The organism is Shinella sp. NM-101 (assembly GCF_021401195.1).
GTDB lineage: Bacteria > Pseudomonadota > Alphaproteobacteria > Rhizobiales > Rhizobiaceae > Shinella.
On the sequence record NZ_JACBFT010000005.1, the window covers coordinates 31745 to 53774 of the forward strand.

At 67.0% G+C, this 22030-nt stretch carries 22 protein-coding genes; 10 read left to right on the plus strand and 12 right to left on the minus strand.

Going from position 1 to position 22030, the window contains the following annotated elements:
* Window positions 1-6 precede the first annotated feature (6 nt).
* Genes L0976_RS11570 through tsaD form a run of 3 tightly spaced genes read right to left on the minus strand, consistent with a single transcriptional unit; the run spans window position 7 to window position 2393 of the window.
* On the minus strand, window positions 7-300 hold the full coding sequence (locus L0976_RS11570) for a YciI-like protein (protein ID WP_234187417.1): 294 nt from the start codon (window positions 298-300) through the stop codon (window positions 7-9).
* 15 nt (window positions 301-315) lie between these two features.
* Window positions 316-1296, minus strand: a complete 981-nt coding sequence (locus L0976_RS11575) for an NAD(P)H-dependent glycerol-3-phosphate dehydrogenase (RefSeq protein ID WP_234187725.1) — start codon at window positions 1294-1296, stop codon at window positions 316-318.
* Window positions 1297-1298: 2 nt separating this feature from the next.
* Entirely contained in the window at window positions 1299-2393 is a 1095-nt protein-coding gene (gene tsaD / locus L0976_RS11580) for a tRNA (adenosine(37)-N6)-threonylcarbamoyltransferase complex transferase subunit TsaD (protein WP_234187418.1), read from the minus strand.
* Window positions 2394-2466: 73 nt separating this feature from the next.
* Here tsaD and hemC point away from each other — a divergent pair, with 73 nt between their 5' ends.
* The 8 genes from hemC (at window position 2467) to L0976_RS11620 (ending at window position 9032) form a co-directional block, all read left to right on the plus strand.
* Window positions 2467-3396: a hydroxymethylbilane synthase gene (gene hemC / locus L0976_RS11585; protein ID WP_234187419.1), complete on the plus strand. Its 930-nt coding sequence runs from the start codon at window positions 2467-2469 to the stop codon at window positions 3394-3396.
* A gap of 2 nt (window positions 3397-3398) precedes the next feature.
* Entirely contained in the window at window positions 3399-4124 is a 726-nt protein-coding gene (locus L0976_RS11590) for a uroporphyrinogen-III synthase (protein ID WP_234187420.1), read from the plus strand.
* Between the two features lie 97 nt (window positions 4125-4221).
* Window positions 4222-5469 (plus strand): COG4223 family protein, encoded by a 1248-nt coding sequence (locus L0976_RS11595; protein ID WP_234187421.1) that lies wholly within the window; start codon window positions 4222-4224, stop codon window positions 5467-5469.
* Between the two features lie 11 nt (window positions 5470-5480).
* A complete protein-coding gene (locus tag L0976_RS11600; protein WP_234187422.1) occupies window positions 5481-7091 on the plus strand; it encodes a heme biosynthesis protein HemY in 1611 nt (536 codons plus the stop codon).
* 24 nt (window positions 7092-7115) lie between these two features.
* Window positions 7116-7601 (plus strand): TerB family tellurite resistance protein, encoded by a 486-nt coding sequence (locus tag L0976_RS11605; RefSeq protein WP_234187423.1) that lies wholly within the window; start codon window positions 7116-7118, stop codon window positions 7599-7601.
* 3 nt (window positions 7602-7604) lie between these two features.
* A complete protein-coding gene (locus tag L0976_RS11610; RefSeq protein WP_234187424.1) occupies window positions 7605-8321 on the plus strand; it encodes a glutamine amidotransferase in 717 nt (238 codons plus the stop codon).
* A 103-nt stretch (window positions 8322-8424) separates the two neighbouring features.
* Window positions 8425-8721: a YggT family protein gene (locus L0976_RS11615; RefSeq protein WP_203316736.1), complete on the plus strand. Its 297-nt coding sequence runs from the start codon at window positions 8425-8427 to the stop codon at window positions 8719-8721.
* Window positions 8718-9032 (plus strand): DUF167 domain-containing protein, encoded by a 315-nt coding sequence (locus L0976_RS11620; protein WP_203316737.1) that lies wholly within the window; start codon window positions 8718-8720, stop codon window positions 9030-9032. Before L0976_RS11615 ends, L0976_RS11620 begins: the two co-directional genes overlap by 4 nt.
* Before the next feature lie 106 nt (window positions 9033-9138).
* Here the strand turns inward: L0976_RS11620 and ppa are convergent, their stop codons facing one another.
* On the minus strand, window positions 9139-9672 hold the full coding sequence (gene ppa / locus L0976_RS11625) for an inorganic diphosphatase (RefSeq protein WP_203316738.1): 534 nt from the start codon (window positions 9670-9672) through the stop codon (window positions 9139-9141).
* Between the two features lie 134 nt (window positions 9673-9806).
* Between ppa and L0976_RS11630 the strand changes: the two genes are divergently transcribed.
* Window positions 9807-10427 (plus strand): hypothetical protein, encoded by a 621-nt coding sequence (locus L0976_RS11630; RefSeq protein ID WP_234187425.1) that lies wholly within the window; start codon window positions 9807-9809, stop codon window positions 10425-10427.
* Between the two features lie 3 nt (window positions 10428-10430).
* Here L0976_RS11630 and L0976_RS11635 read toward each other — a convergent pair whose 3' ends face one another.
* The 4 genes from L0976_RS11635 to L0976_RS11650 all read right to left on the minus strand — a co-directional run bounded on the left by L0976_RS11635 (window position 10431) and on the right by L0976_RS11650 (window position 17036).
* Entirely contained in the window at window positions 10431-10937 is a 507-nt protein-coding gene (locus L0976_RS11635; RefSeq protein WP_203316740.1) for a GNAT family N-acetyltransferase, read from the minus strand.
* 204 nt (window positions 10938-11141) lie between these two features.
* On the minus strand, window positions 11142-12968 hold the full coding sequence (gene typA, locus L0976_RS11640; RefSeq protein ID WP_234187426.1) for a translational GTPase TypA: 1827 nt from the start codon (window positions 12966-12968) through the stop codon (window positions 11142-11144).
* 116 nt (window positions 12969-13084) lie between these two features.
* A complete protein-coding gene (locus tag L0976_RS11645) occupies window positions 13085-14647 on the minus strand; it encodes an alkaline phosphatase (RefSeq protein WP_234187427.1) in 1563 nt (520 codons plus the stop codon).
* A 328-nt stretch (window positions 14648-14975) separates the two neighbouring features.
* Window positions 14976-17036 (minus strand): M3 family metallopeptidase, encoded by a 2061-nt coding sequence (locus tag L0976_RS11650; protein WP_234187428.1) that lies wholly within the window; start codon window positions 17034-17036, stop codon window positions 14976-14978.
* Window positions 17037-17418: 382 nt separating this feature from the next.
* Between L0976_RS11650 and L0976_RS11655 the strand changes: the two genes are divergently transcribed.
* Window positions 17419-18525, plus strand: coding sequence for a DUF475 domain-containing protein (locus L0976_RS11655; RefSeq protein ID WP_234187429.1), 1107 nt, complete (start codon window positions 17419-17421; stop codon window positions 18523-18525).
* 126 nt (window positions 18526-18651) lie between these two features.
* On the opposite strand, the gene L0976_RS11660 is transcribed toward L0976_RS11655, so the two are convergent.
* The 4 genes from L0976_RS11660 to L0976_RS11675 all read right to left on the minus strand — a co-directional run bounded on the left by L0976_RS11660 (window position 18652) and on the right by L0976_RS11675 (window position 21927).
* Window positions 18652-18816 (minus strand): hypothetical protein, encoded by a 165-nt coding sequence (locus tag L0976_RS11660; protein WP_234187430.1) that lies wholly within the window; start codon window positions 18814-18816, stop codon window positions 18652-18654.
* A gap of 153 nt (window positions 18817-18969) precedes the next feature.
* Entirely contained in the window at window positions 18970-20487 is a 1518-nt protein-coding gene (locus L0976_RS11665) for a tripartite tricarboxylate transporter permease (RefSeq protein WP_203316745.1), read from the minus strand.
* A 10-nt stretch (window positions 20488-20497) separates the two neighbouring features.
* Window positions 20498-20986: a tripartite tricarboxylate transporter TctB family protein gene (locus L0976_RS11670; RefSeq protein ID WP_234187431.1), complete on the minus strand. Its 489-nt coding sequence runs from the start codon at window positions 20984-20986 to the stop codon at window positions 20498-20500.
* Entirely contained in the window at window positions 20983-21927 is a 945-nt protein-coding gene (locus L0976_RS11675; RefSeq protein ID WP_234187432.1) for a tripartite tricarboxylate transporter substrate binding protein, read from the minus strand. The genes L0976_RS11670 and L0976_RS11675 overlap by 4 nt, the downstream gene beginning before the upstream one ends.
* Window positions 21928-22030: the final 103 nt, after the last annotated feature.

Sequence of the window (22030 nt, forward strand, 5' to 3'; positions counted from 1 at the left end):
CGGGTCTTACGCCTCCGGATTGTTGAAGACCCAGTTCCAGGCCTTCACCTCGACGTCGGCGAAGAGACCGGCCCTGGCATAGGGATCGTCGGCCGCGATCCGCCGCGCGTCCTCGATGGTCTCGGCCTTCACCACGACGAGGCTGCCGGTCGGCTTGCCGTCGTCGCCGAGGAAGGGGCCGGCAAAGCCGAGCTTGCCGTCCGCATTGAGCGCGTTGAGATAGGCGAGATGTTCGGGGCGCGTGTCGAGACGCACCTGGAGCGCACCGGGCTTGTCCTTGCAGAGAAATGCGAAATGCATGCGGCTGTCCCTTCCTTATTCCTGGGTGATCGGGCGCGTCATGAGCTGCCCGATGGCGGTCTTCACGTCGAGCGTGCCGTCGACGATGCGGGCGACGGCGTCGGTGATCGGCATGTCGATGCCCTTTTCGGCGGCGACTCCAGAGGCGACCGATGCGGCGAAGGCGCCTTCCACAAGGTCGCCGGACCAGCCGGCGGCAGTGCCGTGCCGACCGAGCGCGATGCCGAAGCGCAGGTTGCGCGACTGATGGCTGGTGCCGGTGAGCACGAGGTCGCCGAGGCCGGAAAGCCCCGTCACCGTGATGCCCTCCCCGCCATGCGCCTCGACGAAGCGCGACAGCTCCGCAAGCCCGCGCGAAATCAGCGCCGCGCGGGCGGAATCGCCAAGCTCGGCGCCCTCGATGATGCCGCAGGCTATCGCCAGCACATTCTTGAGCGCGCCGCCGAGTTGCACGCCGATGCGGTCCGTCGAAGGATAGAGCCGGAAGGTCGGCCCGGAGAGCGCCTGCGCCAGCGCGGCGCCGGTCTCCGCCGTGCGCGCGGCGATCACCATCGCCGTCGGCAGGCCTTTGGCGATATCGGCGGCGAAGCCGGGGCCGGAGAGCACCGCGACCTCGCGGCCGGGCAATTCCTCTTCCAGCACCTCGGTGAGGAGCCGCCCGGTGCCCTTCTCCATGCCCTTGGCGCAGATGACGACGGCCGTGCCCGGCGCAAGAAGCGGCGCCAGCGACCGCGCCGCCGCCCGCTGCGCCTGCGAGGGCATGGCGAAGAGCACGATGCCGGCGCCGCGCATGGCTTCCGCATCCGCGCTATAGGCAAGCGAAGCCGGCAGTTCGATGCCCGGCAGCGCCTTTTCATTGCGGCGGGTGGCCTGCATGGCCGCGACGGAAACCGCGTCGCGGCCGATCAGCGTGACGTCGCCGCCACTGGCGGCCGCCACGCTTGCCAGCGCCGTGCCGAAAGCACCCGCGCCGACCACGGCGATCTTGCGGCTGATGCTCATGCCTTGGCTCCCCGCTTGCCCGATCCGAGAACCGTCGCCGCATCGCGGTCGAGCGGCCAGCGCGAGCGCGGCGCGACCGAGAGATCATCAGGCGCAAAGCCGGCCGCCATGCGCTCCAGCCCTGCCCAAGCGATCATCGAGGCATTGTCGGTGCACAGCGCCAGCGGCGGCGCGACGAAGCGAAACCTGTTCTTGTCGCAGAGCGCCTGCAGCGTCGCGCGCAGCTCCGCATTCGCCGCCACGCCGCCGGCAACGACGAGCGCCGGCGTTTCGGCATCGGGATAGAGCGTGCGGAACCGCTCCAGCCCGCGGCCGATGCGATCCTTCAGGGTGCGCGAGACGGCGCGCTGGAAGGAGGCGCAGATATCGGCGATGTCCTGGTCCGTCACCGGCTCGATGGACTGCGCCGCCTGGCGCACCGCCGTCTTGAGGCCTGAGAAGGAGAAATCGAGCCGCGCCTCGCCGACGAGCGGGCGCGGGAAGGTGAAGCGCTCGGGATTGCCGGTCTTCGCCATGCGCTCCACCGCCGGGCCGCCGGGATAGGGCAGGCCGAGGAGCTTGGCCGTCTTGTCGAAGGCCTCGCCGAGCGCGTCGTCGATGGTCGTGCCCCAGCGCTCGTAATCGTCGACGCCGCGCACCAGCACGAGCTGGGTATGGCCGCCGGAAACCAGCAGCATGAGATAGGGGAAGGAGAGCCCGTCCGTCAGCCGCGCCGTCAGCGCATGGCCTTCCAGATGGTTGACCGCATAGAGCGGCTTGCCGGTCGCCCGCGCGATCGCCTTGCCGGTCATCAGCCCGACGATGAGCCCGCCGATTAGCCCCGGCCCGCTCGTCGCGGCGATGGCGTCGACATCGTCGAGGGAACGGCCGGCGCGCAGCAGCGCCTCGGAGATCAGGCTGTCCAGCGCCTCGACATGGGCGCGCGCCGCGATCTCCGGCACCACGCCGCCATAGGCGCTGTGCTCTTCGAGCTGGCTGAGCACGACCTCGCCGAGGATCTCGCCCTTTCCGTCGGCATCGCGCGCGACGACCGACGCGGCGGTCTCGTCGCAGCTCGTTTCGATGCCGAGAATGGTCAGGTGGGGCGACATGAAGCACTAGGATCGATTGCGGGCGGCTCTAAAGCCGGTTACGAGACATCCCGGTAACAATGGATCAAGGCGGATGCAAACAAAACCTTTCAGGATCGGCACCCGTGGCAGCCCGCTGGCGCTCGCCCAGGCCTACGAGACCCGTTCGCGCCTGATGGCGGCGCACGGCCTGCCGGAGGCGATGTTCGAGATCGTCGTGCTCTCGACCACCGGCGACCGCATCACCGACCGCTCGCTGGCGCTGATCGGCGGCAAGGGCCTGTTCACCGAGGAGATCGAGGCGCAGCTTTCCTCCGGCGCGCTGGACCTTGCCGTGCACTCCTCCAAGGATATGCCGACGAAGCTGCCGGAGGGCCTGCACCTCTCGGCCTTCCTGCCGCGCGAGGACATCCGCGACGCCTTCATCGGCCGCGCGGCAAAGCGCCTCCTCGACCTGCCGCAGGGCGCGACCGTCGGCTCGGCCTCGCTGCGCCGCCAGGCCCTCATCCGCCGCCTTCGGCCGGACCTCAATGTCATCGTCTTCCGCGGGCAGGTGGATACCCGCCTCGGCAAGCTCGCCGAAGGAAAGGCCGATGCGACGCTGCTCGCCTATGCCGGCCTGAAGCGCCTCGGCAAGCTCGACGTGCCGACGGAGATCCTCGATCCGATCACCTTCCCGCCGGCCCCCGCGCAGGGCGCGATCTGCGTCGAGAGCCGCATCGGCGACGACCGGGTGAACGGCCTGCTGTCCGCCATCGACGACCGGCCGACCCATGCGGCCGTCGCCTGCGAGCGCGGCTTCCTCGCCACGCTCGACGGCTCCTGTCGCACGCCCATCGCCGGCTATGCCACCGTCGAGGGCGATCACCTGCGCTTCCGCGGCACGATCCTCACGCCGGACGGCAGCCGCTTCCACGAGATCGAGACGAGCGGTCCGGCCGCCGATGCCGCCGCCCTCGGCGAAAAGGCGGGCGAGGATATCCGCGCCATGGCGGGAGCGGATTTCTTCGAAAGCTGGACCTGACCATGCGTGTCCTCGTCCTGCGTCCCGAGACCGCGGCGGCACGCACCGCCGAACGGCTCGCGGCGCTCGGACACGAGGCCGTGCGCCTGCCGCTCTCGAAGGCCGAGCATGCCGTCGATGCCGTGAAGGCCGCCCTGGCGCAGCCCCATGGCGCCATCGCCGTCACAAGCGCGGAAATGGCCCGCCTGTTCGAAAGGATCGGCGGCGCCCCCGCCGCTGACCGGGCGACCGCCGTCTTCGCCGTCGGAAAGGCGACCGCATGGGCCATGCGCGATGCGGGCTTCGCCCATGTCCTGAGCGCGGCCGGCGACGGCGAGAGCCTTGCAGGGCTGATCGCGGAGCATCTGCGCGCAAACGGACCGCTGCCGCATCCCCTCCTCTATCTCGCCGGCAATCCGCGCGGTCCGGGCTTCGAAAGCCGGCTGGCGGAGGCCGGCATTCCGTTTCGCACCGTGGAAGGCTACCGCATGGTGCCGCTCGCCCCATCCGGCACCGCGGTCGACGCGGCCCTGCTGCAACCGGTGCCGGATGCCGTGCTGCTCTATTCGCGGGAAAGCGCCCGCGCCTTCTTCGCTCTTGCGCCCCTTGCCGAGGCGCCCGGCCGCTTTACCGCCCTGCGCCTGCTCTGCATGAGCGCAAATGTCGCGGCGGCCGTGCCGGAGCGCTTTGCCGCGCACGTCGCCATCGCGGCGGCACCCAGCGAGGAAAGCCTGCTGGCGTTGCTCTAAATGCAGGCATCGACGGCGAAATTTCCGCAAGGGTCTTTCCCTCCCAGCCATCCCTGTCTACGTTTAGTGCAATGCACATGAACGCGAGGAGGTCGCCATGGAACCGGAAACCCCGTCCCGTCGAAAGAAGGCCGGCGACGAGCCCGTGACGATCGATCTCGAGCCCGTCCCCGCCTCTGCCAGCAACGAGGCGATCGCCGCCGGGGAAAAGGCCGGGGCCGAGGCCTCCGCACCCGAAACCGCCGAAGCGGGCGCGCCGGAAGCCACCACGGCCGAGCCCGATGCCGACGCGCAGAAGCAGGAGCCGATCGAACCGGCCCGCGCAACCTATGAGGAACCCGCCCGCACCGAACCTCCCACGCCCCCACATCGCGGCAATGCCGGCCCGCTCGCCGCCGGCATTCTCGGCGGCCTCATCGCGCTGCTCGGCGCTGGAAGCCTGCAATATGGCGGCTACCTGCCCGCGCCCGGCCCGGACAGGGCAGAGGAAAGCAGTGCCGTCGCCACGCTTTCGGGCGAGGTCGAGGCCTTGAAGGCCCGGCTCGCCGAGACCACCGCGGCACCCCCCGTCGATCTGCAGCCGATCGAGACCCGCCTTGCCGCGCTGGAAAAATCGGCAGGCGAAAACAGCGGCACGCCCGGTGCGGACCCGGAATCCGTCGGCAGGCTGGAAGGGGACGTCGCCCGGCTGACGACGGAGCTCGCCGCGCTGCGCGAGGCCGTTGGCCGCACCAGCGAGGCGGTCAGCACGACGGAAAGCCAGCTCACCGAACGCATCGCCGCCGCCGAGCAGAAGCTCGACGAGCCGCGCAGCGACATCGCGATGGCCCGTGCCGTGGCCGCAAGCGCGCTGAAGACCGCCATCGACCGAGGCGGCCCCTACCTCGCCGAGCTGGAGGCCTTCGCCAGCGTCGCGCCGGACGATCCGTCCATCGCGGGCCTGCGCGAACATGCGGCCATCGGCGTGCCCTCGCGCGCCGACCTCGTGCGCGATTTCCAGCCGACGGCCGACGCCATCCTCGACGCCGTGCATCAGCCCGAGGGAGACCAGGGCATCTTCAACCGCCTGATGTCGAGCGCCGCCTCGGCGATCCGCGTCCGCCCGGTCGGCAGCGTGGAGGGCGATACGCCCGAGGCCGTCGTCGCCCGCATCGAGAACAAGCTGCAGAACGGCGACTTCAAGGGCGCTGATATCGAATGGCAGACCCTGCCGCAGCCGGGCCAGGCCGCGGCGGCGGACTACAAGCGCAGGCTGGATGCGCGCGTCAGCGTCGAGGAGCTGGTCGGCGCGGCGGTGTCCGGCGCCCTCAACGGCACGACCACCGCCACCGGCAACCAGGGCTGAGGAGAGACTTCATGGTTCGCATTCTGGTCTTCGTCCTCTTCGTCCTCGCGCTTGCCGCCGGCTTTGCCTGGCTTGCCGACCGTCCCGGTGAACTCTCCGTCATCTGGCAGGGCCAGCGCGCCGACATGAGCCTCATGGTGGCCGCGACGCTCGTGGTATCGCTGATCGCCGCCGTCATGTTCTGTTGGTGGCTGGTGCGCGTGGTCTGGACCTCGCCGCACTCGATCCAGCGCTATTTCCGTGCCCGCAAGCGCGACCGCGGCTACCAGGCCCTGTCGACCGGCCTGATCGCCGCCGGCGCCGGCGATGCCGCCGGCGCGCGCAAGATGCTGACACGCACCAAGGGCCTCCTCAGCGCCGACCAGGAGCCGCTCATCCACCTCCTGGAAGCGCAGGCGGCAATGATCGAGGGCCGCTATGACGACGCCCGCCGGAAATTCGAGCTGATGGCCGACGATCCGGAAACGCGGGAACTCGGCCTGCGCGGCCTCTATCTCGAAGCCCGCCGCCTCGGCGCCAGCGAAGCCGCCCGGCAATATGCCGAACGCGCCGCCGAAAAGGCCCCGCAGCTTCCCTGGGCGACGGAAGCCGCGCTCGAATACCGCTCCGAGGCCGGCGACTGGGACGAGGCGCTGAAGCTCCTCGGCGACGGCCGCTCCGGCTCGGCCGAGGAAAAGAAGGCCCATGCCCGCCGCAAGGCGGTGCTCCTCACCGCCCGCGCCGCCGACAGGCTCGATGCCGATCCCAAGGGCGCGCGCGAAGATGCCCACCAGGCGCTGAAGCTCGACGAGAATTTCGTGCCTGCCGGGCTCATCGAGGCGAAGGCGTATCTGCGCGAGGACAACCTGCGCAAGGCTGCCGCCATCCTCGAAAGGCTCTGGAAGGCGACCGCGCACGGCGACGTGGCACGGCTCTATGTCCGCGCCCGCAGCGGCGATTCGGCGACGGACCGCCTGAAGCGGGCGGAAAAGCTGGAGGCGATGCGGCCGAACAATGCCGAGGCGCTCTACGCCGTCGCCGAGGCCGCGCTGGAGGCGCGCGACTTTGCCCTTGCCCGCGCCAAGGCCGAGGCGGCCGCCCGCCTCTCCCCGCGCGAAAGCGCCTTCCTGCTGCTGGCCGACATCGAGGACGCCGAGACCGGCGACCAGGGCCGCATCCGCCACTGGATGAACCAGGCGCTGAAGGCCCCGCGCGATCCCGCCTGGACGGCCGACGGCATCACCGCGCCGGAATGGCGCGCCGTCTCGCCCGTCACCGGCCGTCTCGACGCCTTCGAATGGAAAACCCCGGTCAGCGAGTTGCAGGGGCCGATCGAGGACGGCTCGGCCGGCGCCGTCGACGAGGCCATCCGCACCCTGCCGCCGCTCGCCATCGCGACGAATCCCGCCAGGGCCGAGCAGGTCGTCAAGGAAGAGAAGGCGGAGGCCGCAAGGCCGGTCGTGGTGGCCGCGGTGACCGAGCCCGCGCCGGTCAAGATCGCGACGATGCCGGAGCAGGCAAAGGCGGACGCCGCAAGCCAGAAGGAGGAGGAACGCCCCTTCTACGGCCTGCCTGACGATCCGGGCGTCAAGGAAGACGCCGTCGCCAAGCGCGACGGCACGAGCGGTTTCCGATTGTTCTGAGTTCGGGGAACGGGGCGAGAATCTATGTTCGAACGCTTGCAGCACTTTCTTGCGAGCCTTTCCGGCGGCGACCGGCCGACCTTTGCCACCGATGACCCGCGGGTCGTCGTCATGGCGCTCTGCATCCAGGTGATGGAGGCGGACGGCAAGGTGCTGGATGTCGAGAAGAAGGCGCTACGCGCCCGCTTCAAGGAGTTCTACGGCGTGGACGAGGCCGAACTCGACGCGCTCGTCGCCGCCGGCACCGATGCCGAGAACGAGGCGATCGACTTCTTCCGCTTCACCTCGGAGCTGAAGCGCCAGCTTTCGGAAGACCAGCGCATCGCCCTCATCGGCCTTCTCTGGGAGATCGTCTATGCCGATGGCGAGCGCAGCGAGATGGAGGACCACGCCATCTGGCGCATCGCCGACCTTCTCGGCGTCTCGGGCCGCGAGCGCATCATGAAGCGGCAGGAGGTGGCCGAGAGGGTCGGCGCGGCGACGAACCGCGAGGAACCCGACGAAGGCTGAGCCATGCTGGACCTTTCCCCAAAGCCGCACCGCCCGCGTCCCGTCCTCGTCGTGCTGCACCAGGAAACGTCCAGCCCCGGGCGCGTCGGCCAGATCCTTCAGGCGATGGGCCTTGCGCTGGACATCCGCCGTCCGGTGCTCGGCGATCCGCTGCCCGACACGCTCGACCATCACGCCGGCGCCGTCGTCTTCGGCGGGCCGATGAGCGCCAACGACGACGAGCCCTACATACGCCGGGAGATCGATTGGCTTTCGGTGCCGCTCGGGGAGAACCGGCCCTTCCTCGGCATCTGCCTCGGGGCGCAGATGCTGGTGAAGACCCTTGGCGGCACGGTCACCGGCCACGCGGACGGCTGGGCGGAGATCGGCTGGTATCCGCTGCGGGCGACCGAGGCGGGCGCGACGCTGATGGCCTGGCCGGAGATGGTCTACCAGTTCCACCGCGAGGGCTTCGACCTTCCCTCCGGCGCGACCCTGCTCGCCACCGGCCACCATTACGAGAACCAGGCCTTCCGCTATGGCGACAACGCCTGGGGCATCCAGTTCCACGGGGAGCTGACGCTCGCCATGATGCACCGCTGGGTCGTGCGCGGCGCGCATCGCTTCGAACTGCCCGGCGCGCAGGCCGGCCGCCTCCATCTCGACGGCCGCCTCCTGCACGATGCGGCGCTCAGGATGTGGATGACATCCTTCCTCGACCGCATCTTCCACGAGACATGAACGCGCGCCCGCATTAAACATGTTGCGGCACCGCAAGGCGCGCGGCCTTGCTGGCTGGGCATGCAATGGCTACATGTCAGCACGAAACCAATTGGAGTCGTCCATGATAGCGGTCATCAACACCCTGTTGTTCATCATCAATATCGCGTGGTTCCTGGTGATCGCCTCGGCGATCTTCTCCTGGCTCTACGCCTTCAACGTCATCAACGCGAACAATCAGGTCATCGCCACCATCGGCCGCTCGCTCTACCAGTTGACCGAACCGATCTATCGCCCGATCCGCCGCGTCCTGCCGAACTTCGGCGGCGTCGACCTGTCGCCGCTCGTCGTGCTCGTCATCCTGTTCTTCCTCGAGCAGATCGTCCGCACCGTGGTGGCACCCGCGCTCCTGGCGCCGTGACGCCGGCGCTCACCCGCCATGGCGACCATGTGCGCCTGACCGTGCGGCTGACCCCGAACGGCGGGCGCGATAACATCGACGGATGGGAAACGGGCGCGGACGGCGCAAGCCACCTGAAGGCACGCGTCAGCGATCCGCCGGACAAGGGCAAGGCCAACAAGGCATTGATCGTGCTGGTCGCCAGGGCGGCCGGCGTCGCCAGGTCCGCCGTCAGCCTCGTTTCCGGCGATACCCAGAGAAAGAAAATCCTCCGGATCGAGGGCGACCCGGAGGATATCGTTTCAAGGCTCGAAAGCGCGGTGCCGCGCTAGAGCAATTCCAGCAAAAGTGCGCAGCGGTTTTGCGTCCGGAATTGCGTAGAAACAAAAGGATGGAGCGTTTTCGCGATTCGAAGAAAAGCGGAAACGCTCCATCCGGTTATTTGGACTTGTTGTAGCGCTCGACCGCCTCGAGGATCATCCTCTTGGCGACGGTGACATCCTGCCAGCCGGCGATCTTCACCCACTTGCCGGGCTCCAGATCCTTGTAGTGCTCGAAGAAGTGCTCGATCTGCTTCAGCGTGATGTCCGGCAGGTCCGTATAGTTCTCGATCTTGTCGTAGCGGCGCGTCAGCTTCGGCACCGGCACGGCGATGATCTTCTCGTCCTTGCCGCCGTCGTCTTCCATCACCATGACGCCGATCGGGCGCACGTTGATGACGCAGCCCGGAACGAGCGGGCGGGTGTTGGCGATGAGGACGTCGATCGGGTCGCCGTCTTCCGAGAGCGTGTGCGGCACGAAGCCGTAATTGCCCGGATAGGTCATCGGCGTATAGAGGAAGCGGTCGACGACGAGCGCGCCGGCCTCCTTGTCCATCTCGTACTTGATCGGGTGGCCGCCGACGGGCACCTCGACAATGACGTTCACGTCATCAGGCGGGTTCTTGCCAACGGAAATCGCATCGATACGCATGGGTGTCCCCTTGAAATGCAATGGGTTGATTTGCGGGTGTCCTAATGCGAATCCCATTGCAGCGCAACATGACTTTCGCCTCACCCGAATAGACCGCCGGCATATGCCGTCTACATCTTGACCGGAGGATGACCATGCACCCGAGCCGTTGCCTTTTCATCGCCAGCCTCGCCGCCTTTACCGCCGCCGCGCCCGCGCAGGCCAACGAGAGCACCTATAGCGACCGCGATCTCGATGCCTGCAAAACGCTCCTGCAGCAGGAGGAAGGCGCGAGCGTGACGCTGGAATGCGCCGGCTACAAGGATTTCGCGGTCTATTTCAAGGAGAGCGACCTGCGCCAGAGCCAGACCTATGGCCCGATCGGCAAGGCCTGGCTCGACGAGGCCTTCGAAAGTTTCGGCCCCTTCAACCACACCAGCGCGAAGATCGAATGGCGGCTCGATGCAGCCGGCGCGCCCTTCGCGACCATCGTGCGCTGGTTCGTTTCCGATCCGGAGACGACATCCGACACCGATACGCGCTACGGCGAGATCCTCGTCGTCTCGACGGTGGCGACCGTGGGGAACCCGACAAGCTGTGTCGTCGGCTATGTCGACGCACTGGAGAACGGGGGCGCCAACGCGCTCGCCCGCACGCTCGCCGACGGGAAGGCCGCGTCCTTCAGCTGCGGCAAGGACGAGCCGCAATGGCAGGGAGAGCGCGGCGCGCTGGCAGGCGAACCGATGCGCCACCTGCCGCAAGCCGCGAAGGAATAGCCCTCAGGGCCAGACGAAGCCGATCTTCTTCAGTTCCTTCTCGCCGAAATTCTCCATGCCCTCGGCAATGTCGCATCCGCCGGACGAGCGGAAGAAACGATAGGCATGCTCGCTGTCCTCGAGGCACCAGACGATCATGCCGTTGCAGCCGAGCGACTTGAGGAGGCGACGCGCCTCGCCGAAGAGCAGGCGGCCGAGGCCGATGCCCTGGTATTCGGGACGCAGGTAGATTTCGTAGATCTCGCCTTCCTGCGGCAGCGCGCGGGCGCGGTTGAGCCCGAGCGTGGCATAGCCGGCCACCGTGCCGGCGACGTCGACCACCAGGAGCGTCGCGGGACCCCGCGTCGCCTTGCGCCACCAGGTCTCGTCCCGCCGGTCGACCATCTGGTTGAGCGGCCTGTGCGGGATGAGGCCGCCATAGGCCTGCAGCCACGACACGCGATGCGTCTCGGATATCGCCCGCGCGTCCTGCGGCTCGGCGCGCCGCACATCGATCGACAGTGTCTTCATAACACGACTCATATTCCGGCATCGATCCCACCGGAATCCCGCAACGGGCGGAGGCTTCCTTTGCCCACAGGCGAGTTCCGGACGACACCTCGAAAAGTTAACGCTTTTTTAACAAACGTCACAAGCCGTAAAACGATGGCACACACATGAAAAACCCCGGCACAGGGCCGGGGTCGCACTTTGTCTCATATCGGGAGGCGCGGTTTACGCGGCGCCGGCGGAGCGCTGCTTTTCGAATCGCTTGCGGTCGTTCGGGTCGAGATAGAGCTTGCGCAGGCGGATCGACTTCGGCGTCACCTCGACGAGTTCGTCGTCCTGGATCCATGAGAGCGCGCGCTCCAGCGTCATCTTGATCGGCGGCGTCAGGCGGACGGCTTCGTCCTTGCCGGCGGCGCGGATGTTGGTGAGCTTCTTGCCCTTCAGCACATTCACTTCGAGGTCGTTGTCGCGCGTGTGGATGCCGACGATCATGCCGGCATAGACCTTCTCGCCCGCATCGATGACCATCGGGCCGCGGTCTTCCAGGTTGAAGAGCGCATAGGCGACGGCCTCGCCCGCTTCGTTGGACAGCAGCACGCCGTTGACGCGGCCGCCGATCTCGCCCTTGTAGGGCTGGTAGTCGTGGAACAGGCGGTTCATGATCGCCGTGCCGCGCGTGTCCGTCAGAAGCTCCGACTGGTAGCCGATGAGGCCGCGGGTCGGGGCGAAGAAGACGAGGCGGACGCGGTTGCCGCCGGACGGACGCAGCTCGACCATCTCGGCCTTGCGCTCCGACATCTTCTGCACGACGACGCCGGAATGCTCTTCATCCACGTCGATGACGACTTCCTCGATCGGCTCCAGGAGCTGGCCGTTCTCGTCCTTGTGCATGACGACGCGCGGACGCGACACGGCAAGCTCGAAGCCTTCGCGGCGCATGGTCTCGATGAGGACGGCGAGCTGCAGTTCGCCGCGGCCGGAGACGAAGAACGAATCCTTGTCGCCCGATTCCTCGATCTTCAGCGCCACGTTGCCTTCGGCCTCCTTGAACAGGCGGTCGCGGATGACGCGGCTCGTGACCTTGTCGCCCTCGGTGCCGGCGAGCGGCGAATCGTTGACGATGAAGGACATGGTGACGGTCGGCGGGTCGATCGGCTGGGCCTTAAGGGCTTCGGTGATCGACGGATCGCAGAACGTGTCGGCGACGGTGCCCTTGGTCAGGCCCGCGATGGCGACGATGTCGCCCGCATGGGCCTCTTCGATCGCCGTGCGCTCGATGCCGCGGAAGGCGAGGATCTTCGAGATACGGCCGTTCTCGATGAGCTGGCCGTCCTGGCCGAGGACCTTGACGGACTGGTTCGGCTTGATCGAGCCGGAATAGATGCGACCGGTGATGATGCGGCCGAGGAAGGGGTTGGCCTCGAGGATCGTGCCGATCATGCGGAACGGGCCTTCGGCGACCGTCGGCTCGGGCACGTGCTTGAGCACGAGGTCGAGCAGCGGGGCCATGCCCTCGTCCTGCGGGCCTTCCGGGTTGACGTTCATCCAGCCGTTGCGGCCCGAACCGTAGAGGATCGGGAAGTCGAGCTGTTCGTCCGTGGCGTCGAGATTGGCGAAGAGGTCGAAGACCTCGTTCAGCACTTCCTCGTGGCGGCCGTCCGGACGGTCGATCTTGTTGATGGCGACGATCGGCTTCAGGCCGACCTTGAGCGCCTTGCCGACCACGAACTTGGTCTGCGGCATCGGGCCTTCCGACGAATCGACGAGAACGATGGCGCCGTCCACCATCGAGAGGATGCGCTCCACTTCGCCGCCGAAATCGGCGTGGCCGGGCGTGTCGACGATGTTGATGCGCACGCCCTTCCATTCGACCGAAGTGGCCTTGGCGAGGATGGTGATGCCGCGTTCCTTTTCGATGTCGTTGGAGTCCATGACGCGTTCGGCGACGCGCTGGTTTTCACGGAACGAGCCGGACTGCTTGAGAAGCTCGTCGACGAGCGTGGTCTTGCCATGGTCGACGTGCGCGATGATCGCGATATTGCGGATGGACATAGGTTGTAATCTCTGAGGTTCAGGGGCGCGCGCAAAACGAGGGCGCCGTCTTCAATGGCCGGGCTCATACATGTTTTTCCGCAAATGCGAAAGGGGCGGGCCGCAACTCTGTTGCCTCACGACGAGCGGACCGGCGGCAGCACCACGCGCCAGAGCTCCCGGTCCTCCCGGTCCATCAGCCGCACGGTCATCTCCTCGCTCGCCCCGTTGATGTCGACGAGGCCGAAGAATTGCAGGCCGGCGGAGGGCGGCAGGTTGCTGTCGACGCCCCCGGCGGCGGATTTGATGAAGCGAACCTCCGGCCCGAAGGTCATGTCGAGCGGGTGCGGCCCGTAGGTGCCGGAGTGCAGCGGCCCGGAGACGAACTCCCAGAACGGATCGAATTCCTGGAATTTCGCCCGGGAAGGATCATAGTGATGGGCGGCCGTGTAATGCACGTCCGCCGTCAGCCAGACGACATTGTGGACCGCATTGTCGCGCATGAAGGAGAGGAGGTCGGCGATCTCCCGCTCGCGCGCCGCCGGCGGACCGTTGAGCCCGTCCGCCACGCCCTCGTAGCCGAGGCGGTTGGCATAATCGTCCCAGATGACGAGACCGAGCGGCATGTCGCAGGCGATCACCTTCCAGATGGCGCGGGAGGCCGCAAGCTCCCGGCGCAGCCAGTCCGCCTGGCGCCAGCCGAAGAGGCCGTTTTCCGTGCCGCCCCGGTTGGGGCTGCGGTAGGAGCGCAGGTCCACGAAGAACACGTCGAGCAACGGCCCGTAGGCGACCTTTCGGAAGATGCGGCCGGGTTCGGTCGGAAAATAGCGGATCGGCGTCATCTCGTGGAAGGCCCGCCGCGCCCGTGCCTCGTAGACACCGATCTCCTTTTCCGGATAGCGCCGATCGCCGGAAAGGTCGCTCGATGCCGACCAGTTGTTCAGCACCTCATGGTCGTCCCACTGGAAGAAGGTCGGGCATTGCGTGTTGAAGGAAAGCAGGTGGTCGTCGAGGAGGTTGTATTTCCACTGACCGCGGAATTCCTCCAGCGTGCGCGCCACGTCGCGCTTCTCGTCGGTCACGATGCGGTTCTTCCAGACGCCGCCGTCGCGCAGCCTGATCTCGTCCGGGATCGGCCCGTCTGCATAGACCGTATCGCCCGAATGGATGAAGAAGTCCGGCTCGTGGCGCAGCATGGTCGAATAGGTCTTCATGCCGACCTCATCGATGCCCCAGCCCTGCCCCGCCGTATCGCCCGACCAGACGAAGCGCACCGACCGCCTGCGCATCGGCGCGGTGCGGAAGCGCCCGACGATGGGCTCGGAGACGAGATGGCTGGAATAGGGATCGCTCGCCGTGAAGCGGTAGAAGGTGTCCTGGTCCGGCAGCAGCCCCTGCAGCATCGCCTTGACCGTATTGTCCGAGGCCGCCGTCGCCGTCTGCAACGGCACCCGCATCGCGTCGATGAAGCTGTCGGTGGTCGCATATTCAAGCGTCACCTCCGCCGGCCGGTCGACCCGCGCCCAGACGACGCCCGACGAGCAATCCACGTCGCCGGACTGGACGCCATGCGAGAAGGCAGGGCTGCCATGGCGCCGCGCATAATAGGGAACCGCCAGCGCCGAGGACGTGGCCAGCGCGCCGGCGCCCGCCGTCAGCAGAAATGAGCGCCGCGTCAGCGCCTCGGGAACGATCGCCATGCCACCTCCGGCCCAGCCCGCGAAAAGACGGGCAGACCATGAGTCTCCGGCATGTCAGTCCGGTAACGGGACGATGACGTTTCACCCAAGCTTTGGTGACGGGAGGATGACGAAGTGCGTGTTCATGCATGCCGCGCTCTATCCGGCCTATCCGCAGCCCGCTCCCCTCTCCTTCGTCATGGTCCGGCCTGAACCGACCATCCATGCTCGGGTGCCGCCGCGGATCCTCGGGTCAAGCCCGAGGATGACGTCGGTGGAAAGGCATGGTCACGGCAGAAGTCGTGCAAGGCAGAGAAAGGGCAAGGCAGAGCAAGCGCCAGGCGCCGGCTCAGGCCGCCAGCCCCTTCTTCTCCAGCATGGCCTCGGGACTCGGCAGCTTGCCGCGGAAGGCTTTGTAGGCGTCCTCCGGGTCGACCGAGCCGCCGACGGAGTAGATGTAGGTCTTCAGCCGCTCCGCCATGACGGGATTGAAGGCGTCGCCCGTTTCCGTGAAGGCGGAGAAGGCGTCGGCGTCGAGCACTTCCGACCACATGTAGGAATAGTAGCCGGCCGAATAGCCGTCGCCCGAGAAGACATGCTGGAAGTGCGGCGTCGCGTGGCGCATGACGATGGACGCCGGCAGGCCGATCGTCTCCAGCACCTCCGCCTGCACCGCCATCGGGTCCTCGACGGCGCCGCGCGTATGGAACGCCATGTCGACCAGCGCCGAGGAGGTGAATTCCACCGTCGCGAAGCCCGAATTGAAGGTGCGGGCGGCCAGCACCTTGTCGAGCAGCGCCTGCGGCATCGCCTCGCCCGTCCGGTAATGCACGGCATAGCGCGTCAGCACTTCCGGCACCGTCAGCCAGTGCTCGTAGAGCTGCGAGGGCAGTTCCACGAAATCGCGCGAGACGCCCGTGCCCGAGACGGAGGGATAGGTGACGTTGGAGAGCATGCCGTGCAGCGCATGGCCGAACTCGTGGAAGAGCGTGCGCGCATCGTCGAGCGACAGCAGCGCGGGCTTGCCTTCCGCGGGCTTGGCGAAATTGCAGACATTGTAGATGATCGGCAGCTCCCCGACCGTGCCGTTCGGCAGCGGCAGGCGATGCTGGCTCTGGTAGGAGCTCATCCATGCGCCGGAACGCTTGGAGGAGCGCGCGAAATAATCGCCGAGGAACATGGCGACCAGCCTGTCCTCCCGGTCGCGGATATCGAAGACCCGCACGTCAGGATGATAGACCGGCACGCCCTTCTGCTCGATGGCGCGGATGCCGAAGAGCCGTTCGGCGACGTCGAAGCAGGCCTCGATGACCTTTTCGAGCTGGAGATAGGGCTTCAGCTCCGCCTCGGAGAAATTGAATTTTTTCGCGCGCAGCTTTTCCGCGTAATAGCGCCAATCCCAGGGCATGACCTCGTGGTTGCGGCCTTCCCCGGCGATCAGCGCGGCAAGCTCCGCCTCCTCCTCGCGCGCCCGCGCCACGGCCTTTTCCCAGACCTGCATCAGGAGCCCGTTCACCGCCTCCGGCGTCTTGGCCATGGTGTTGTCGAGCTTTAGGGCCGCGAAATTCCCGTAGCCGAGCAGCCCGGCTTTTTCCGCCCGCAGCGCCAGCGTTTCCTTGACGATGCCGCGATTGTCCGTCTCGCCGGCATTCTCGCCGCGCGCCACCCAGGCCCGGAACGCCTGCTCGCGCAGGTCGCGGCGGGTCGAGAAGGTGAGGAACGGCTCGATGATCGAGCGCGACAGGGTGACGGCGTAGCGCCCGTCCTCGCCGCGCTCGCGCGCCGCCGCCGCCATGGCGTCCTTCAAGAAGTCCGGCAGACCGTCGAGCGCCTCGCCCTCGTCGAGGACGAGCGCCCAGTTCTTCTCGTCGGCGAGCACGTTCTGGCCGAATTTCGCGCCGAGGCCGGCGAGCCGCTCGTTGATCGCCGAAAGCCGTTCCTGCCCGGATTTTTCGAGCTTGGCGCCCGATTTCACGAAGCCCTTCCAGTGCCGCTCCAGGACGCGCACCTGCTCCAGCGAGAGGTTCAGCCCGGCACGGCTCGCCCACAGCGCATCGATGCGCTTGAAGAGCGCGGCATTGGTGCCGATCTTCGAATAATGCCGCGACATTTTTGGCGCGATGTCGCGTTCCAGGGCCTGGATCGTGTCGTTGGTATTGGCCCCGGCGCGGCTCCAGAAGAGCGCCGAGACACGCGACAGCGCATCGCCGGCGATCTCCAGCGCGACGACGGTGTTCTCGAAGGTGGGGGCTTCCGGATCGTTGGCGATCGCATCGATCTCGGCCTCGTGGGCCGCCAGTGCCGCATCGAAGCTTTCCGCGAAGGCCTCGTCCCTGACGAGGTCGAAACGCGGCAAGCCGCCCGGGCCGCTCCACTCGACAAGAGCAGGATCGATGCGCATTTCGGTCATGGGTCGTCCTTCCAGCAAATCAACGTTCGGCGAATATAGGAACGGACATGCCCCTTGGTACAGGGCGCCGGCGCAAATTAGGGGAACCGAATGCGCTTCGCCGCGTTCAGGCCGGTGCGGCAACGCTGCCACTTGACGCGGACGGCGACTTCGGAGACAACAATGCCGTACCCGCGGCCTTTTGACATCGGTAGCCGCGGTGAACCCTGGTGCCGGGCCCCTCTGGCGAGAGTTTTTACGGCGCTCTCGTGATGTCGGTACCGCCAGCAATCAGCCGGCGGATTCATACGCACATGAACATCCTGACCATGCCTCACCCGCATGCCCGTCGTGGCACGCGCAATCTCACTTCCCGTACCTCCACCCGCATGGAGGCGCTGTCATGATCGGCAACGGCGAAGGCAAATCCACCCTCTCCTATCTCAAATGGGCCTTCATCTTCACCGTCGTCGGCCTCGCGCTCGGCGCCTGGCTCGGCTGGCAGACGGAAGGCACGCTCGCCGGCATGGCGACCGTCTTCTTCATCTGCGCGGTCCTAGCGGTGCTGGAAATCTCGCTTTCCTTCGACAATGCGATCGTGAATGCCAACAAGCTCAAGGACATGACGCCGGTCTGGCAGCACCGGTTCCTGACCTGGGGCATCGTCATCGCCGTCTTCGGCATGCGCATTGTCTTCCCGCTGCTCATCGTCGTCATCGCGGCGAAGATCGGCCCGATCGAGGCGCTGGTCCTCGCGGCCCGCGAGCCGCAGGAATATGCCCGCATCATGAACGATGCACACCTGCCCATCGCGGCCTTCGGCGGCACCTTCCTGATGATGGTTGGCCTCACCTACTTCTTTAACCATGAGAAGGACGTGCACTGGATCGGCTTCATCGAGAAGCACATGGCGCGCTCGGCGACCGTCAAGGGCATCGAGATCGCCTTCGTCCTCGCGCTGATCCTGGTCTTCTCCAACCTTCTGGAGGGCGAGGCGGCCAATACCTTCGTGCATGCCGCGGTCTACGGCCTTCTCACCTTCCTTGCGGTGGAAGTCGTCGGGGGCCTGCTCGACGCCTCGCAGAAGGCGATGTCGGAAGCGGCCAAGGGCGGCCTCGGCGCCTTCATCTATCTCGAAGTGCTCGATGCCAGCTTCTCCTTCGACGGCGTGATCGGCGCCTTCGCGCTGACGCAGAACCTTTTCATCATCGCCATCGGCCTCGGCATCGGCGCCATGTATGTGCGCTCGATGACCATCATGCTGGTGGAAAAGGGCACGCTCGCCGAATACCGCTACCTGGAGCACGGCGCGTTCTACGCGATCCTGATCCTGTCGGTGGTGATGTACTGCCAGACGCTGGTGCACATTCCCGAGGTCATCACCGGCCTTGGCGGCGCGACGCTCATCGGCATCTCGCTCTGGTCCTCGATCCGCCACAACCGGCGCGAACAGGCGCTGGAGCGCCGCGAGGCCGACCATGTGGCGGGCGGCCTCGGCAAGAACGCCTGACACCTGCGGCCGGCCGCCGAAAGCGGCCGGCTCGCTATTCCCAAGACGAACGCAGTCCCAAATACAGAAGGCCCGCCGATCTTCCGACCGGCGGGCCTTTTCATTCAGGGAATTCCCTCTCCCGCGTCAGACGCGCGGGAAATCGGCGGGGTTGATGCCGAGGGTCTTCAGGTCGCGTTCCTTCGGGCGGCGGTGCCCCTCTACGGCCGCGGCGGCTGCATGGGCAGCGCTCAGTACGGCAAAGGCCCGGCCGAAGAAGCCCAGGGCGAAGGAGTTGCGGAGGGAGGTCATTGGAATGCTCGCTTTCTGTTCTAGCTTACGGATGGAAGATGATGCTTCATGCCCGAAAGTACAAGCGACGGAATCTCAGCCCAGCCATGCAACGGATGCAGGCCGGAAACGAGGTTTCCGGCCTACAATATTTCCGATCGTCCAAGAAGAACGTCAGTCTTCGTTGGCGGCGAACTGCGAAAGGACTTCGCCCTTGCCGCGCGCCCGCAGGATGAGCGGGACGATGACGGCGAGGAAGGCGAGGCCGAACAGCACGGCGGCGATGGGCGACATGAAGAGCGCCGTCACGTCGCCCTGGCTGATGGCGAGCGCCCGGCGCAGCTGCTGCTCCGCCATCGGCCCGAGGATGAGCCCCACCACGACGGGTGCGATCGGATAGCCGAAGAGCCGCATGGCAAAGCCCAGCAGGCCGAAGACCAGCAGCATGCCGAGCTCGAAGACCGACGGATTGGCTCCGATGGTGCCGAGCGTGGCAAACAGCAGGATGCCGGCATAGAGCCAGGGCTTGGGGATCGTCAGCAGCTTCACCCACAGGCCGATCAGCGGCAGGTTCAGCACCAGCAGCATGAAATTGGCGATGAGCAGGCTGGCGATGAGGCCCCAGACGAGCTGCGGATTGGTCGCGAACAGGAGCGGGCCCGGCTGGAGGCCGTATTGCTGGAAGCCGGCGAGCATGATGGCCGCCGTCGCCGTCGTCGGCAGGCCGAGCGAGAGCAGCGGCACGAGCGTGCCGGCGGCCGACGCGTTGTTGGCCGCCTCCGGCCCCGCCACGCCCTCGATGGCGCCCTTGCCGAACTCGTCCTTGTGGGCGGAGAACTGCTTTTCCGCCGAATAGGAGAGGAAGCTGGCGATGTCGGCGCCGCCGGCCGGCATCGCGCCGATGGGAAAGCCGATGGCGGTGCCGCGCAGCCACGGCTTCCACGAGCGCGCCCAGTCCTGCGCGTTCATCCAGACCGAGCCCTTCACCGCCTCCACCTTCTCGGGGATGCGGTCGCCCTGGCAGGCGACGTAGAGCGTCTCGCCGATGGCGAACATGGCGACGGCGAGCGTCGTCACCTCGATGCCGTCGAGAAGGTCGGGAATGCCGAAGGAAAGCCGCGCCTGCCCGGTCTGCTGGTCGATGCCGATGATGGCAAGGCCGAGGCCGACGAAGAGCGCCGTCAGCCCGCGCAGCGTCGAATCGCCGAAGGCCGCCGAGACGGTCACGAAGGCGAGCACCATCAGCGCGAAATATTCGCGCGGCCCGAAGGAGAGCGCGAACTTCACGACGAAGGGCGCGATGAAGGCAAGGCCGAGCGTGGCGATGAGGCCGGCGACGAAGGAGCCGATCGCGGCTGTGGCGAGCGCCGGCCCGCCGCGCCCGGCCCGGGCCATCTTGTTGCCCTCGAGCGCGGTGACGACGGAGGCGCTTTCGCCCGGCGTGTTGAGCAGGATCGAGGTCGTCGAGCCGCCATACATGCCGCCGTAATAGATGCCGGCGAACATGATGAGCGAGCCCGCCGGATCGAGCTTGTAGGTGACGGGCAGGAGCAGCGCCACCGTGAGCGCCGGCCCGATGCCCGGCAGCACGCCGACGGCCGTGCCGAGCGTGACGCCGATCAGCGCATAGAGCAGGTTCATCGGCTGGGCGGCGATGACGAGGCCCTGCATCAGGAATTCGAATGTATTCATCGTCAGCTCCTCAGAAGAACAGGTGCTCGAGCAGCCCCGCGGGTAGCGAGAGTTGCAGGAAGCGGCCGAAGATGATGAAGACGACGAAGCTGATGGCGATGCCGACGGGCAGGGAGATCCAGAGCTTGCGCCGGCCGAAGCCGAAGGCGGTCAGCGCGAACAGCACGCCAGTGGCGATGGAAAAGCCCGCCGTCTTGAGCAGCAGCATCTGCCCGGCAAGCCCCGCGACGATCCAGACGACCGGCTGCACCTCGACGGGCTCGCGCTCCGGGAAATCGCCGCGCCAGGCCTCGAAGCCCGTCCAGACGGCGAGCAGCGCCAGCCCGAGGGCGATGACATGCGGCACCGTCGACGGGCCGATGCGCGAATAGTTGGTCATCTCCGCAAGCCGCCCGGCATCCCACCAGATGATGCCGGCAAGGACGAGGAGGACGGGGGCGATGACCAGCGCCGCCCTGTCGGGGCGGCGCGTTTGGCGGGAGGAGGGAACCTCGCTCATTTGACGAGCCCGATATCCTTGAGGATGCTTTCCGTCGCGGCGACATCCTTGTCGAGCTGCTCCTTGAAGGCATCGCCGGCGAGATAGGTGTCCTGCCAGCCCTTGGTCTTCAGGACGTCCTTCCAGGAGGCGGAGGTCACCATCTTCTCGATGTCGCCGTCGATCGAGGCGACCTCATCGTCCGAAAGGCCGGGCGCGGCGGCGATCATGCGCCAGTTCTCGACCACGACGTCGAGGCCGCTTTCCTTGATGGTCGGCGCGTCGATGCCCTCGATACGCTCGCCGCTGGAAATGGCGATCAGGCGCAGCGTGCCGGCCTTCACCTGGGCCTCGAACTCGCCGTAGCCGGAAATGCCCGCCGTCACCTGGTTGCCGAGGATCGCGGCAAGCGCCTCGCCGCCGCCGGCATAGGCGACATAGTTGATTTTGGTCGGGTCGACGCCCGCCGCCTTGGCGATGAGGCCGGCCGTGATGTGGTCCGTGCCGCCGGCCGAGCCGCCCGCCCAGGAGACCGCGCCGGGATCGGCCTTCAGCGCCGTGACGAGGTCTTCCATGGTCTGGATCGGCGAGGCGGCCGGAACGACGATCGCCTCGTATTCGCCGGTAAGCCGCGCGATGGGCGTCACGTCCTTCAGGGTGACCGGCGACTGGTTGGTGAGGATCGCACCGACCATCACGTAGCCGCCGACGATGAGGGCATTCGGGTTGCCGGAATTCTGGCTGGCGAACTGGGCAAGGCCGATCGTGCCGCCGGCGCCCGGAACGTTGACCACCTGCACGCTGCCGGCGATCTTCTCGTCCTGAAGGACCGTCTGGATCGACCGGGCCGTCTGGTCCCAGCCGCCGCCGGGGCCGGCGGGCGCGATGATCGAATAATCCGCGGCGAAGGCCGGAAGCGCCATGGCGCCGGCGATCAGGGATGCCAGGAAGAAATGTTTCAAGGGTCTGTCCTCCGTCAGGCGCGGGCTCACCCGCGCATCGTTGCCTGTGGCGGGAGGACAGAGCCGCCATGACGGCGCGGGCCGCCTTTCGGCGGGCGCGGCT

Coding starts and splice junctions, on each gene's coding strand:
- L0976_RS11665 (WP_203316745.1), bottom strand. CDS start 20,487: ATGAATACATTCGAATTCCTGATGCAGGGCCTCGTCATCGCCGCCCAG.
- L0976_RS11630 (WP_234187425.1), top strand. CDS start 9,807: ATGCACCCGAGCCGTTGCCTTTTCATCGCCAGCCTCGCCGCCTTTACC.
- L0976_RS11610 (WP_234187424.1), top strand. CDS start 7,605: ATGCTGGACCTTTCCCCAAAGCCGCACCGCCCGCGTCCCGTCCTCGTC.
- hemC (WP_234187419.1), top strand. CDS start 2,467: ATGCAAACAAAACCTTTCAGGATCGGCACCCGTGGCAGCCCGCTGGCG.
- L0976_RS11655 (WP_234187429.1), top strand. CDS start 17,419: ATGATCGGCAACGGCGAAGGCAAATCCACCCTCTCCTATCTCAAATGG.
- L0976_RS11615 (WP_203316736.1), top strand. CDS start 8,425: ATGATAGCGGTCATCAACACCCTGTTGTTCATCATCAATATCGCGTGG.
- L0976_RS11595 (WP_234187421.1), top strand. CDS start 4,222: ATGGAACCGGAAACCCCGTCCCGTCGAAAGAAGGCCGGCGACGAGCCC.
- typA (WP_234187426.1), bottom strand. CDS start 12,968: ATGTCCATCCGCAATATCGCGATCATCGCGCACGTCGACCATGGCAAG.
- ppa (WP_203316738.1), bottom strand. CDS start 9,672: ATGCGTATCGATGCGATTTCCGTTGGCAAGAACCCGCCTGATGACGTG.
- L0976_RS11605 (WP_234187423.1), top strand. CDS start 7,116: ATGTTCGAACGCTTGCAGCACTTTCTTGCGAGCCTTTCCGGCGGCGAC.
- L0976_RS11600 (WP_234187422.1), top strand. CDS start 5,481: ATGGTTCGCATTCTGGTCTTCGTCCTCTTCGTCCTCGCGCTTGCCGCC.
- tsaD (WP_234187418.1), bottom strand. CDS start 2,393: ATGTCGCCCCACCTGACCATTCTCGGCATCGAAACGAGCTGCGACGAG.
- L0976_RS11570 (WP_234187417.1), bottom strand. CDS start 300: ATGCATTTCGCATTTCTCTGCAAGGACAAGCCCGGTGCGCTCCAGGTG.
- L0976_RS11635 (WP_203316740.1), bottom strand. CDS start 10,937: ATGAAGACACTGTCGATCGATGTGCGGCGCGCCGAGCCGCAGGACGCG.
- L0976_RS11645 (WP_234187427.1), bottom strand. CDS start 14,647: ATGGCGATCGTTCCCGAGGCGCTGACGCGGCGCTCATTTCTGCTGACG.
- L0976_RS11590 (WP_234187420.1), top strand. CDS start 3,399: ATGCGTGTCCTCGTCCTGCGTCCCGAGACCGCGGCGGCACGCACCGCC.
- L0976_RS11670 (WP_234187431.1), bottom strand. CDS start 20,986: ATGAGCGAGGTTCCCTCCTCCCGCCAAACGCGCCGCCCCGACAGGGCG.
- L0976_RS11650 (WP_234187428.1), bottom strand. CDS start 17,036: ATGACCGAAATGCGCATCGATCCTGCTCTTGTCGAGTGGAGCGGCCCG.
- L0976_RS11660 (WP_234187430.1), bottom strand. CDS start 18,816: ATGACCTCCCTCCGCAACTCCTTCGCCCTGGGCTTCTTCGGCCGGGCC.